A 12,598-nucleotide genomic window follows, 5' to 3' on the forward strand; every position below is an offset into this window, starting at 1 on the left:
GCCCTGTATCGCGCCGGCGGGCCTGGCGCCCCCGCCGCGTCCGTTGGCGGACGCGGGCGCCTCGCCCAAACGCGTCGTTCAATTACTACTATCGTGGCTGTCGGCCGGATAAGAACTGGCTAAAGCATGCGCGTTGCGTTAACATAAGCCCGTGATTTTTCCGCAAAAACCTGGTTTCGACGCCGCATCGCACTACAAGCGTCCTGGCCGGTTTTCCTGAGCGAGCGCCTCTTGCCCCAAGGCTTCGGCAACCGTTCCCACGCTTCTTCCAGCCTCGCGCGCAGCGCCCGGCTGCGACCAAGCCGCGCATCGCGCGCACCCCAGCGCCTCGCGGCGCAGGTATCCGTCATTTCAGACATCCACTCGGGATGCCGTGGCCCTTACCCGCGCCTGCCCGGACGTTTTGCGTTCCAACCGCCGGACCCGGCTTACAGCCTCCGGCACGCGTCGCCGCTCACGCGGCATGCCATGCCGCCCGCATGGCGCCGCGCATTGATCAAGGAGTAGACCATGGCAAAAGAAGAACTCATCGAACTGGACGGCATCGTTGACGAAGTGCTGCCCGACAGCCGCTACCGCGTGAAGCTGGACAACGGCATCGAAGTCGGCGCCTACGCGTCGGGCCGTATCCGCAAGCACCGCATCCGCATCCTGGCCGGCGATCGCGTCACGCTGGAAATGTCCCCCTACGACCTGACCAAGGGCCGCATCAATTTCCGCCACAAGGACGAGCGCGGTCCCGCCCCCACCAGCCGCCCGCCCGCGCATCGCCGCTAAGACGCGCAATGACGGACGGCGTGGCCGCTTAACCCCGGCCGGCGCCGTGCCGTAATGCAGGATGCGGCGGTTCATGGAAAAATGCCGTATTCCCGCCCGCGCCCTGCCGGCGGCACACGCATGAAGCAAGATGGACCTGAACCAAGAGTTGCAAGCCGCCGCCGACCAGCTTGACCGCGCGCGCAGGAAATTCGCCAAGGGCGAAAACGGCTTGCGTCTGCTCAGCCAGTCGCGCGAGGCCTTCATCAACAGCCTGCGCAACACCGGGCTGACCTACGCCGACGCCAAGATCAAGTTCGATAACTGCCTGGACGAACAGGAAGCCGAACTGCTGCAGCTCCACGAACAGATGCTCTACGCCGAACGCGTGCACCAGTACGCGCTGCACCGGATCGCGCTGCAGCAGCCCGCCGCCCGGCCTGACCCGGCCGAATCCGCGCTGGCGGGTTGAGCGCCAGGCCACCGCGCGCCTGCGCGGCGACAATCAGGGCTTGAAGGCGCCGATGAAGATCGCGGGATCGACCCGCGCATCGTTCAGGCTGACGTTCCAGTGCAGATGCGGCCCCGTGGCGCGGCCCGTGGCGCCCACCTTGCCCACCACCCCGCCACGCGGCACCTCGTCCCCCACCTTCACGTCGATGGCCGACATGTGGCAGAACATGCTGACCATGCCCTGGCCGTGGTCCAGGAACACGGTCTTGCCGTTGAAGAAATAGTCCCCCACCAGCGTCACCACGCCAGCGGCCGGCGCCTTGATCGGCGTGCCGGCAGGCACCGCGAAATCCAGCCCGGAATGCGGATTGCGCTCTTCGCCGTTGAAGATGCGCCGCAGGCCGAAGGGACTCGACAGGCGACCGCCCTGCACCGGACGGTCCAGAATCAGGTTGCTGGGCGTCACGCCAGCGCGATAGCTTCGATTGGCCGCGCTCTGCTCGGCCATTTCGCGCTCGATGCGCTTCATGTCCTCGTCGCTGGGATTGACCTGGCGCGGGTTCTTGAGCGTGATGCGCTGCGCGGCGTATTCCTTGGGCCGGACCGTGAAGGCCAGCTCGCGCGCGCCCTTGGCGTCGCGGATCGACACCCGCTGCTCGCCCGCCTTGACCGACAGGGGAATGCCCACCACGGCGATCCACTGACGCCCTTCCTCGCGCACGACCAGCGCGCGCCGTTCCAGGAACGTGACCTCCGGCGCCGTCGGGCCATCGCCCAGCGCCAGCACGGCCACGCCGCCCGGCACCGGGGCGTTGAGCTTGCGGGAAATGAAACCCTGCTGTTGCTGCGCGCGCAGCGGCGCGGCGGCGAACAGGGTCGCCGCGGCCACGCCCAGCCGCAGCACGTCGCGGCGCTTCGTGCCCATCATGATCACAGGCACAGGTTGGCCGGCTCGATCATGGTCTGATCGCGGCGGTTGATGCGGGTGGACAGGCGGGTCTCGGTCTTGCCCTTCCAATGCGTGGTGGTCAGCACCGCCTCCACGCCCAGGCTATCGCTTTGCACAAGTTCGAAGCCGTTGCGTACGGCCTTCTGCTCGAACTTGATGCCCTGCGCCTTCCAGGCGCTCGCCACGCAGGCGGTGTAATCCTCGGCGCTGCGCTGGGTGGAACCATAGAAGACAGGATCGCGGCTGCGCACGTCCTTGACATTGGCGCAGGCCGACAGCGCGGCGAGAATGGTGAGGGACAGGGCGAGGCGGACCTTCATGTCGGCGGGCATCTCAAGACGGGGTTGATAGGCAAGGAAAAAACTATACCGCAGCGGCCGCTCAGGCCTGCTGCGCGCGGCGCGCCGATTTCGGGCGGAAGGCGGCGATCACCTCGGGCCGGGTCTCGGCATAGGGACCGCCGATCAGATCGATGCAATATGGAATGGCGGCGAACACACCTGGCACCAGGGTGGCGCCGTCATCGCCCTTCAGGCCCTCCAGCGTTTCGCGGATGGACTTGGGCTGACCCGGCAGGTTGACGATCAAGGCGGCGTGTTCGGCCGTCTCCCGAATCACCGCGACCTGACGAGAGAGGATGGCGGTAGGCACGAAACGCAGGCTGATCTGGCGCATCTGCTCGCCGAAGCCCGGCATTTCGCGGGTCCCAGCGTCCAGGGTGGCCTCGGGCGTCACATCGCGCCGGGCCGGGCCGGTGCCGCCCGTGGTCAGCACGAGATCGCAGCCGCAATCGTCGACCAGCTCGATCAGGGTCCGGGTAATGCCTTCGCGCTCATCCGGGATCAGCCGGTCCACCGCCTGCCAGGGCGAGGCCAGCGCCATCCCCAGCCATTCCCGCAGCGCGGGCAGGCCCTGGTCCTGGTAGGCGCCCGCGGAGGCGCGGTCGGACACGGATACCAGGCCGATGAGCAATTCGTCAGGGTGGCTGCGGACTAGGCGGGCGAAGGCGTTCATGGCGGGATGGCGAGGAATGGAGGAACTGGCGGCGGCCGGCCGCGCGTATCCGCTGGTGGCGCCGAAACCCGGATGCTATCGCATTCTTCCGCCCCGGGCCGGCGCCATGCAGGGAGCTTGTCCGGACTCATCGGGGACAGGTCACAAATCTGCAATAATCGGCACCTTCGCCGGAACCTCCCCCCGCCTCCATGTTCGACCTCTTCCATGGCCTAGACCTCTGGGTCGGCCTCAGCCTCGTGCTGGCCCTGACCTTCGTCCTGGCCTTCGAATTCATCAACGGCTTCCATGACACGGCCAACGCCGTCGCCACGGTGATCTACACCAAGGCCATGCCGCCGCACCTGGCGGTAGTGCTGTCGGGGATCTTCAATTTTCTCGGGGTGCTGCTGGGCGGCGTGGGCGTGGCCTATGCCATCGTCCACCTGCTGCCGGTCGAACTGCTGATCAACGTGGATACCGGACGCGGCCTGGCCATGGTGTTCGCCATGCTGGCCGCCGCCATCGCCTGGAACCTGGGCACCTGGTATTTCGGCATCCCCGCCTCCAGCTCGCACACGCTGATCGGCTCCATCCTGGGCGTGGGCCTGGCCAATGCGCTGATCACCGACCTGCCGCTGGGCGACGGCGTCAATTGGGGCAAGGCCATCGACATCGGCCTGTCGCTGGTGGTCTCGCCGGTGGCGGGCTTCCTGATCGCGGGCGGCCTGCTGCTGGCGCTCAAGCGCTGGCTACCGCTGTCGAAGATGCACAAGACGCCCGAGCAACGGCGCGAACTGGACAACAAGAAACACCCGCCGTTCTGGAACCGCCTGGTGCTGGTGCTGTCGGCGATGGGCGTGAGCTTCGTGCACGGCTCGAACGATGGCCAGAAAGGCATCGGCCTGATCATGCTGGTGCTGATCGGCATCGTGCCCGCCAATTTCGTGCTGGACACCAACAGCACCACCTACCAGATCGAACGCACCCGCGACGCCGCCACGCACCTGAGCGCGTTCTACCACCGCAACGAAGCCACGCTGGGCGACTATCTGGCGCTCAAGCGCGGCGGCGGCGCCTCGGACCTGCCGCCCAGCTTCCGCTGCGATCCCGAACTGACGCTGCCCACCATCGCCGCGCTGCAGGCCGACCTGCAGGGCGTGAGCCACTACGGCGACCTGCCAGCCGCCAAGCGCATCGACGTGCGCCGCTACCTGCTGTGCCTGGACGACACGGCCAAGAAGGTCGCGCGCCTGAAGGAACTGCCGGCCCGCGAACGCGCCGACCTGCAACGCCTGCGCACCGACCTGACCGCCACCACCGAATACGCGCCCTTCTGGGTGATCGTCGCCGTGGCGCTGGCGCTGGGCGCCGGCACCATGGTCGGCTGGCGCCGCGTGGTGCTGACCGTGGGCGAGAAGATCGGCAAGCAGGGCATGACCTACGCGCAGGGCATGTCCGCACAGGTGACCGCCATGGGCGCCATCGGCCTGGCCAACGTCTTCAGCCTGCCGGTGTCGACCACGCACGTGCTGTCCTCGGGCATCGCCGGCACCATGATCGCGAACAAGAGCGGCCTGCAGGGCGGCACCGTGCGCAACATCCTGCTGGCCTGGGTGCTGACCCTGCCCGCCTCGATGCTGCTGGCCGCCGGCCTGTTCTGGGTCGGCGTGCGCATCGCGGGATAAGGCCTCGCGGCCGCGCGGAACATCCGCGCGGCTGGCGCAACAGTCTGGCTACCGCGCCAGGCTATCTGCCGCCGCGTCCGGCGCCTAACATGACGCCATGAACGCCTCCTCTCCCATCCTCCACTACATCTACGACCCGCTGTGCGGCTGGTGTTACGGCGCCGCGCCGCTGGTGGACGCCGCTCGCGCCGTGCCGGGCCTGGCCATCGCCATCCACGGCGGCGGCATGATGGCCGGCAGCAACCGCCAGCCCGTCACCGACGCGCTGCGGCGCTACGTCATGCCGCATGACGAGCGCATCGCCGGCCTGACCGGCCAGCTGTTCGGCGCCGATTATTTCGATGGCCTGCTGCGCGACGGCGGCGCCGTGTTCGATTCCGAACCGCCCACCACCGCCATCCTGGCCGCCGAGAACCTGGCCGGCCGCGGGCTGGACCTGCTCAAGCGCATCCAGCGTGCCCATTACGTCGAAGGGCGGCGCATCGCCGATCCCGCCGTGCTGCGGGAGCTGGCGGCCGAGATCGGCCTGGACGCCGACGCCTACGCGGCCGCCCAGGCCGACGCGGCCGGCGCCGCCACGCTTGATCACATCGCGCAAAGCCGCCGCCTGCTGTCGCAGATCGGCGGCTCGGGCTTCCCGACCTTCGCCCTGGAACGCAAGGGCGGCTATGCCTTGCTGGAGCCGGGCCGCTACCTGGGCCGGCCGGCGCAGTGGCAGGCCGAGCTGCGCGAGCGGATCAAGGGCGCGGGCTGAGCCGCGCCAGCCAGGCGCGGCGGTGGTTTCGGCATCTACGAATAGGCGACCCCGGCAGCCACGGGTAAGGTGACGTCCATGCCCCGACTCCCCGGGGCCAGGAGATGCCGTCATGACCCGCGCCGTGTACTCAAATATCGCCCGCCGAGCCTACCCTACTCCCGCCCCGCGCATGACGGGCCGTTTTCTCTCGCAGCTACGGCCGGCAATCTGCGCCGAAGGTCACCTCACTCCCCCGCAAGCCCAGCCGCGTCCGGTTCAGTCTTCCGATCAACCAGAACAACGGCGGACGCTCCTGGCGGCATTGTCCATGCCCGGCCTCGCCGACATCGAATTCGATCCGCCCCGGCTGGATCTCGTCTTTCAGCACTCGGTCGTTCGATGAGGTACGTACTCGACACCAATGTCATCTCCGAACTACGCAAGGCAGGCGCCGGCACGGCCGACGCCAACGTTTGTAGATGGGCGTCGAATGTGGACACGTCCACGCTGTTCCTTTCCGCCATTACCGTCATGGAACTGGAAATCGGCATTCAAAGAGCGGAGCGCAAGGATCCACGACAGGGCATCGTGCTGCGCGCCTGGATGAATGGCCGCGTCCTGCCAGCGTTCTCCGCCCAGGTCTTGCCGATCGACACCAAGATTGCACGGCGCTGCGCCGCCTTGCACGTGCCGGACCGGCGCTCTGAACGAGACGCCCTTATCGCCGCCACCGCACTGGTACACGGCATGATCGTCGTCACGCGCAATGTGGCCGACTTCTCGCCCCTGTGCACGCTGCTGCTGAACCCCTGGTCGCCAGTCTGAAACCGCTTCACCTGGCCGCCCCGGGTGGTCACGCCACGTTTGCATCCACGCAACGCCTACTCCGCGTCTCCCCCCAGCACACGCAGTTGCGCCTTCAGCCTGCGCACTTCCTGGCTCAGATCCAGAATCAGCGCCACGGCGTCCAGACCGGCGTCGAAATCACGTTCCAGCCGGCGTGCCTCGCGGGCGCGCCGCAGGTCCAGGCTGTGAAACCGCCATTCTTCCCGGCGGTCGCCGGCGGCGCTGACGATGCCCACCTCCACCAGGCGGGCCACCCATTCCACTTCGGCGCCGCAGGCGTGCGCCAGCTCGTTTGCGTCCAGTGGCTGCGACTTGCCCACCACGGTGGCGCTGGCGATGACGACTTTCTTCATGTTCAGGCTCCCAGGTGCCGGCGCGGGTTGAAGGGCAGATCCTGCTGCATCTTGCGATAGGCCTGCTTGGCGGCCTCGGTGTCGGCCGGCGGCAGCGCCAATTCCAGCACCAGATACAGGTCGCCAGGCGGATCGCCAGGTATGCCTCGGCCGCGCAGCCGCAGCTTGCGGCCATTGGCCGCCCCCGCGGGGATGGACACTTCCACCGCGCCCCCGGGCGTGGGCGCCTCGACCTGCGCGCCCAGGGCCGCTTCCCAAGGCGCCACGGGCAAGGACATGTACAGGTCACGGCCCTCGGCGCGATAGCGCGCATGCGGCTTGAAGCGCACTTCGAGATACAGGTCGCCGTTCTCGCCGCCGCCGTAACCCGGCATGCCCTGCCCGCCCAGGCGGATGTACTGGCCTTCGCGCACGCCCGCCGGAATGCGCACGCTCAGGGTGCGCGTGCTCATCTGCGGGCGGCCTTGATCGTCCACCCGCATCGAGCGCAGGCTGATGTCGCGGGTGGCGCCATGCAGCGCGTCGTCGAGGTCGACCTCGATCGCCGCGTGATGGTCTTCGCCGCGCGCGCGGAAGTCCTGCTGCGGCGCATGCCGCCGCGCCCCGCCGAACAGGGACGAGAAGAATTCGCTGAATTGCGCCTCGTCGCCGGGCGCCGCGCCGCGATGGAACTCGAAACCTTCGTCCCAGCCGGGCGGCGGCTGGAAGCCGCCATCCGGCGACACGCCGGCCGCCAGGTTGTCGTAGGCCTGGCGCTTTTCCTGGTCGCGCAGCACGTCGTAGGCTTCGTTGACGTCGCGCATGCGGGCCTCGGCGTCGCTTTCCTTGCTGACGTCGGGATGATATTTGCGGGCGAGCTTGCGGTAGGACCGACGGATCTCGTCGTCCGAGGCGCCGCGCTCCACGCCGAGTATGCCGTAGTAGTCCTTGAACTCCATGTCCCAGCCCATTGAAAGGGTTGCAGCCGCCAGCCGCGCCGGAATCGGCCATCCAATGGATAGAAGATAGGGGCTGCGCGCCGTTTTTTCAATGCGTGGGCGCAGACGGTCGGCAACCGCGCCATAATTGCGGACGGGGCCGCTTGCCGCGCATGCCGGCCCCGGCACGCCGTCCAACGACGACGGCGCAACCAGAACCGGGACCGGCCGCCGGCAGGCAGCCAGGAGCCCATGCGACAAGGCGGAAGCGCAGGAACCCCATCATGCTGGAAATCATCGACGTCGATTTCAACAACCCGGAACATGGCCGCCAGGTGCTGGCCATGCTCGACGAATACGCCAGCGGCCCCATGGGCGGCAACACGCCCCTGCCGGCCCATGTCCACCGCGACCTGATCCCCGAACTGGCCCGCCGCCCCACCGCGCGCGCGCTGCTGGCCCGCGTGGACGGCCAGCCGGCCGGCGTGGCCATCTATCTCGAAGGCTTTTCCACCTTTGCCTGCCGTCCGCTGCTGAACCTGCACGACCTGGGCGTCTCGCCCCGCTTCCAGGGCCAGGGCGTGGGCAAGGCGCTGCTGACCGCGCTGGAACAGCGCGGCCGCGCGCTGGGCTGCTGCAAGATCACGCTGGAAGTGCTGGAAGGCAACGCGGTGGCGCAGGGCCTGTACCGCAGGCAGGGCTACGAAGGCTACGCGCTGGACGAGCACACGGGCCGCGCCATGTTCTGGCAGAAGAAGCTGGCCGCCTGAATCCCCCCACTTTGCAACCACCACCCGCGCGACCGCGGGGCAGGATCGATCATGAAGATGAGCAACATCCCCTTCGGCACCACCGACTGGAACGAGGTCGAACGCACCGAGCATCCCGGCGAAACCGGCGTCGCCTACTGGCGCACGCGCCAGTTCGACGATGTACGCGTGCGCATGGTGGAATATTCCCCCGGCTACCTGGCGGACCACTGGTGCAGCAAGGGCCATATCCTCTTCTGCCTGGACGGCGAGCTGCACACCGAGCTCGAGGATGGCCGCCGTTTCGTACTGACGCCTGGTATGAGCTATCAGGTGGCGGACCAGGCCGAGCCCCACCGCTCGTCCACGCCCACCGGCGCGCGCCTGTTCATCGTCGACTGAGGCGCCCGCGCGACACGCGAAATTTCAATTGCGTTACGCTGTAGGGCCGCATCGCCACGGCGGCGCGGCCCAAGGCCTGTCTACATCATCCAGCAACCGCCTGACCGGAGAACTCAATTGGGCGCCCCTTTCACGCTATTCGTCGATTCCCAGTTCCTCAGCCCCTACGCCATGTCGGCCTATGTCGCGCTGACCGAGAAAAAACTGGCCTTCGAAGTGCGCCCCATCGACCTGTCGGCGGGCGAGCAGCGCATGGTGCCCTTCCAGAGCCGTTCCCTCACGTCCCGCGTTCCCGCCCTGACCCACGGCGATTTCCACCTGACCGAATCGACGGCCATCGCCGAATACCTGGAGCAGCTCTATCCGGCGCCCGATCATCTGGCGCTGTATCCCGAGGCCCCCCAGGCCCGCGCCCGCGCGCGCCAGCTGCAGGCCTGGCTGCGCAGCGACCTGGGCGCCCTGCGCCAGGAGCGCCCGACCGAAACCGTGTTCTGGGACCAGCCCGGCCAGCCCCTGTCCGGCGACGGCCACGCGGCCGCGGCCAAGCTGATCCAGGTCAGCGGCGCGCTGATCGGCGCCGGCCAGGCCACGCTGTTCGACGCCTGGAGCATCGCCGACGCCGACCTGGCCACCGCGCTGCGCCGCCTGTGGCTGGACGATCTGTTGCCCGACACGCTGCGCGCCTATGCCGAGGCGCAGTGGCAACGCCCCAGCATTCGCAAGTGGCTGGATCACAACGCGGCCGCGCGACGCTGACGCCGGCGACGCGCCGCGATGCAGCTGCTCGACCACGTCTCCATCACGGTCCCTCGACTGGACGAGGCGCGCCCGTTCTATGACGCGGTGATGGGCGCGCTGGGCGCGTCCAAGGTCTACGACCGCGAGGACGCCCTGGGCTACGGCGAGCGCTGCCGCCCCGACGACGCCGGCCATACCTATCTGTCGGTTTTCGCATCCCCGCAGGCCGGCAGCGACGCGCGTCGCCACTGGTGCTTCAAGGCGGCCAGCAGAAGCGCCGTGGACCGCTTCCATGCCGCCGGCCTGGCGCATGGCGGCCGCGACGACGGCGCGCCCGGCCTGCGTCCGCACTATCACCCGCATTACTACGCCGCCTTCCTGCTCGATCCCTGCGGCAATCGCATCGAAGCCGTCTGCCACGACCCCGAGTGACGCTCCCGACGCGCAGGCCGGCCGGGAACGATAAGAAGGGACGCATAGTCCGCCGAGGTTTGACCTGTATCAAACCCGCCTATGTTGCGATGCAACATCGATTGCGGTGTAATGGGGAGGTCAAGTCAACCGGTTCCACTCTGGAATCGGTCCGGCGTGCATCCATGCCGGAAAGCTACCCGCCTATACAGGAGATCGCCATGGCCGAACCCGGCAAGGATCGCGACCCCGCCCCGTCCGCCAACCCCTGGACGGCCGCCTATGAGTACGCAGTGGATGCCTGGCAACGCGGCGTCCTCTACGCCGACGTGATGCGCCAGCGCGGCAACCAGTACCACCAGCACATGGCCAAGCGCGCGCCCAACGTGCTGAGCATGGAATACGAGCTGGTGCTGGATGGCCGCGAATTCCCCCGTCCGGTCAACTACGGCCTGCTGCGCATCACGCCGCCCCAAGGCGTCGAAACCGACCCGATCAAGCGCCCCTTCCTGGTGGTCGACCCGCGCGCCGGCCACGGCCCCGGCATCGGCGGCTTCAAGCCGGAAAGCGAGATCGGCGTGGCGCTGCGCGCCGGACATGCCTGCTATTTCGCCACCTTCCTGCCCCAGCCCATGCCGACCCAGACGGTCGAGGATGTGATCCAGGCCGAGGCGCGCTTCCTGGAAGAGATCATCGCCCGCCATCCCGACGCGGAAGGCAAGCCCGTGGTCGTGGCCAATTGCCAGGCCGGCTGGCAGATCATGATGACCGCCGCCGTGCGGCCCGAGCTGTTCGGCCCCATCATCGTGGCCGGCGCGCCGCTGTCCTACTGGGCCGGCTGGCGCGGCATGAACCCCATGCGCTATTCCGGCGGCCTGCTGGGCGGCAGCTGGCTCACCGCGCTCACCAGCGACATCGGCAACGGCAAGTTCGACGGCGCCTGGCTGGTGCAGAACTTCGAGAACCTGAACCCGGCCAACACCCTCTGGAGCAAGCAGTACAGCCTTTACTCCAAGGTCGACACCGAGGCGGGCCGCTACCTGAGCTTCGAGAAATGGTGGGGCGGCCACGTGTTCCTGAACGGCCCCGAGATCCAGTACATCGTGGACAAGCTGTTCGTGGGCAACCGCCTGGCCACCGCCGGGCTGGTCACGTCCGACGGCATCCGCATCGACCTGCGCAACATCCGCTCGCCCATCGTGGTGTTCTGCTCCAAGGGCGACAACATCACGCCGCCGCCGCAGGCGCTGGGCTGGATCCCCGATCTGTACCAGGATGACGCCGAAGTGCTGGCCCATGGCCAGACCATCGTCTACGCCGTGCACGAGAGCATCGGCCATCTGGGCATCTTCGTGTCCGGCAGTGTGGCCCGCAAGGAACACCAGGAATTCACGTCGAACATCGACATGATCGATGTGCTGCCTCCCGGCATCTATCAGGCCGAGATCACCGACAAGACGCCGGACACGCCGAACGCCGATCTGGCCCAGGGCGACTACGTGCTGTCGTTCGAAGAGCGCCGCCTGGATGACGTGCGCGCCATTGTCGACCGCAAGGAAGACGACGACCGTCGTTTCGCCGCCGTGGCCCGCATCTCGGACATCAACCTGGGCATGTACCGCAGCTTCGTGCAGCCCTGGCTGCGGGCCGCCGTGACGCCGCAGTCGGCCGAATGGCTGCAGCGCCTGCACCCGTTGCGCCTTCCCTACGAGCTGATTTCCGACCGCAACCCGCTGGTCGCGCCCATCGCCCGCGTGGCCGAGCAGGTGCGCGAACACCGCCAGCCCGCCTCGTCCGCCAATCCATTCCTGATGGCCCAGGAAATGGTGTCGAACTGGATCGAGACCAGCCTCAACATCTGGCAGGAATTGCGCGACTCGGCCGCCGAGCGTAGCTTCATGAGCATCTATGGTTCACCAGTGGTGCAGGACCTGGCCGGCCTGGGCGCGCAGGACGGCCTGCCGCGCCGCCATCCCGGCGTATCGCCCGAACACCGCGACTTCATGGCGGCCCGCGCCGCCGAGCTGCGCTCGCAGCTGCAGGAAGGCGGGCTGCTCGTGGCCGCCGTGCGCATGCTGCTGTACGTGGCCGGCGCCGAGGGTGGCCTGGACGAACGCAGTTTCGCGCTGATCCGCAAGATGCGCGCCGAGTCAAACAACGCCATCACGCTGCAGGAATTCAAGGACCTGACCCGCGACCAGGCGCTGATGTTGACGCTGGACGCGCCCGCCGCCATCCAGGCCATGCCGCGCCTGCTGGAGGGCGAAACGCCCGCCGCCATCCGCACCGCGCTGGAAGAGATGAAGCGGGTGCTGGAAGCCGCCGAGCCGCTGAGCGCGGCGGCGCGCGAAAGCCTGGACGAAATGGAGCATATCTTCGAGGCGGCCGCGCGCCGCGCCCCGCACCACGGCCGCAAAAGCGCCGCGCCGCGCGGCACCCGTCTCTTTTACACATCTCCGAGCCCCCGAGACGCAACAAGGGAACTCGTATGCCGTCTTTTTCTTTGAAAAAAAAAAAAAAAAGATATGACATTGGCATGAACAACTGCTGATACTGTGAGGAAGTGATTGACCATTATCATTATACCATACAGTCATCTGTATATAT

The 12,598-nt window shown here is 67.6% G+C and carries 16 protein-coding genes; 11 read left to right on the plus strand and 5 right to left on the minus strand.

Translation table 11 applies throughout. From position 1 onward, the window contains the following. Positions 1–510 precede the first annotated feature (510 nt). Positions 511–777, plus strand: a complete 267-nt coding sequence (infA, locus tag AC6LJ9_RS28710; RefSeq protein WP_103275827.1) for a translation initiation factor IF-1 — start codon at positions 511–513, stop codon at positions 775–777. A 130-nt stretch (positions 778–907) separates the two neighbouring features. Then, positions 908–1,228: a hypothetical protein gene (locus AC6LJ9_RS28715; RefSeq protein ID WP_498150198.1), complete on the plus strand. Its 321-nt coding sequence runs from the start codon at positions 908–910 to the stop codon at positions 1,226–1,228. A 33-nt stretch (positions 1,229–1,261) separates the two neighbouring features. Here the strand turns inward: AC6LJ9_RS28715 and AC6LJ9_RS28720 are convergent, their stop codons facing one another. The 3 genes from AC6LJ9_RS28720 to mog all read right to left on the minus strand — a co-directional run bounded on the left by AC6LJ9_RS28720 (position 1,262) and on the right by mog (position 3,172). Continuing rightward, a complete protein-coding gene (locus tag AC6LJ9_RS28720) occupies positions 1,262–2,137 on the minus strand; it encodes a peptidoglycan DD-metalloendopeptidase family protein (protein ID WP_498150199.1) in 876 nt (291 codons plus the stop codon). Between the two features lie 2 nt (positions 2,138–2,139). Beyond that, positions 2,140–2,478, minus strand: coding sequence for a hypothetical protein (locus AC6LJ9_RS28725; RefSeq protein ID WP_212319818.1), 339 nt, complete (start codon positions 2,476–2,478; stop codon positions 2,140–2,142). A 61-nt stretch (positions 2,479–2,539) separates the two neighbouring features. Then, positions 2,540–3,172 (minus strand): molybdopterin adenylyltransferase, encoded by a 633-nt coding sequence (gene mog, locus AC6LJ9_RS28730; RefSeq protein ID WP_498150200.1) that lies wholly within the window; start codon positions 3,170–3,172, stop codon positions 2,540–2,542. A gap of 191 nt (positions 3,173–3,363) precedes the next feature. On the opposite strand from mog, the gene AC6LJ9_RS28735 reads away from it, so the two are divergent. From AC6LJ9_RS28735 to AC6LJ9_RS28750, 4 genes are all read left to right on the plus strand, one after another. Then, positions 3,364–4,839 (plus strand): inorganic phosphate transporter, encoded by a 1,476-nt coding sequence (locus AC6LJ9_RS28735; protein WP_103275831.1) that lies wholly within the window; start codon positions 3,364–3,366, stop codon positions 4,837–4,839. Positions 4,840–4,936: 97 nt separating this feature from the next. Further along, positions 4,937–5,593 carry a DsbA family protein gene (locus AC6LJ9_RS28740; RefSeq protein WP_498150201.1) on the plus strand — a complete coding sequence of 219 codons (657 nt, stop codon included), beginning with the start codon at positions 4,937–4,939 and terminating at the stop codon, positions 5,591–5,593. 112 nt (positions 5,594–5,705) lie between these two features. Further along, positions 5,706–5,978 carry a hypothetical protein gene (locus AC6LJ9_RS28745; protein WP_498150202.1) on the plus strand — a complete coding sequence of 91 codons (273 nt, stop codon included), beginning with the start codon at positions 5,706–5,708 and terminating at the stop codon, positions 5,976–5,978. Beyond that, positions 5,975–6,400: a type II toxin-antitoxin system VapC family toxin gene (locus AC6LJ9_RS28750; RefSeq protein ID WP_498150203.1), complete on the plus strand. Its 426-nt coding sequence runs from the start codon at positions 5,975–5,977 to the stop codon at positions 6,398–6,400. Before AC6LJ9_RS28745 ends, AC6LJ9_RS28750 begins: the two co-directional genes overlap by 4 nt. A gap of 56 nt (positions 6,401–6,456) precedes the next feature. On the opposite strand, the gene AC6LJ9_RS28755 is transcribed toward AC6LJ9_RS28750, so the two are convergent. Together AC6LJ9_RS28755 and AC6LJ9_RS28760 are read right to left on the minus strand one after the other, a co-directional pair. Further along, complete coding sequence (locus AC6LJ9_RS28755; protein ID WP_212319808.1) at positions 6,457–6,774, minus strand: chaperone modulator CbpM; 318 nt, start codon at positions 6,772–6,774, stop codon at positions 6,457–6,459. 2 nt (positions 6,775–6,776) lie between these two features. Next, on the minus strand, positions 6,777–7,712 hold the full coding sequence (locus AC6LJ9_RS28760; protein WP_498150207.1) for a DnaJ C-terminal domain-containing protein: 936 nt from the start codon (positions 7,710–7,712) through the stop codon (positions 6,777–6,779). Between the two features lie 263 nt (positions 7,713–7,975). On the opposite strand from AC6LJ9_RS28760, the gene AC6LJ9_RS28765 reads away from it, so the two are divergent. The 5 genes from AC6LJ9_RS28765 (at position 7,976) to AC6LJ9_RS28785 (ending at position 12,498) form a co-directional block, all read left to right on the plus strand. Continuing rightward, positions 7,976–8,461, plus strand: a complete 486-nt coding sequence (locus AC6LJ9_RS28765) for a GNAT family N-acetyltransferase (RefSeq protein ID WP_212319806.1) — start codon at positions 7,976–7,978, stop codon at positions 8,459–8,461. Positions 8,462–8,512: 51 nt separating this feature from the next. After that, the gene (locus AC6LJ9_RS28770) at positions 8,513–8,842 is read left to right on the plus strand and encodes a DHCW motif cupin fold protein (protein WP_212319804.1); all 330 of its coding nucleotides are present in this window, start codon (positions 8,513–8,515) and stop codon (positions 8,840–8,842) included. Positions 8,843–8,959: 117 nt separating this feature from the next. Continuing rightward, positions 8,960–9,598, plus strand: a complete 639-nt coding sequence (yfcF, locus tag AC6LJ9_RS28775; RefSeq protein WP_498150204.1) for a glutathione transferase — start codon at positions 8,960–8,962, stop codon at positions 9,596–9,598. 18 nt (positions 9,599–9,616) lie between these two features. Further along, the gene (locus AC6LJ9_RS28780) at positions 9,617–10,012 is read left to right on the plus strand and encodes a VOC family protein (RefSeq protein WP_498150205.1); all 396 of its coding nucleotides are present in this window, start codon (positions 9,617–9,619) and stop codon (positions 10,010–10,012) included. Positions 10,013–10,212: 200 nt separating this feature from the next. Beyond that, the gene (locus AC6LJ9_RS28785; protein ID WP_498150206.1) at positions 10,213–12,498 is read left to right on the plus strand and encodes a DUF3141 domain-containing protein; all 2,286 of its coding nucleotides are present in this window, start codon (positions 10,213–10,215) and stop codon (positions 12,496–12,498) included. The last annotated feature ends 100 nt before the right edge of the window (positions 12,499–12,598 follow it).

It is taken from the genome of Achromobacter sp. 1011811831 (genome assembly GCF_059760905.1).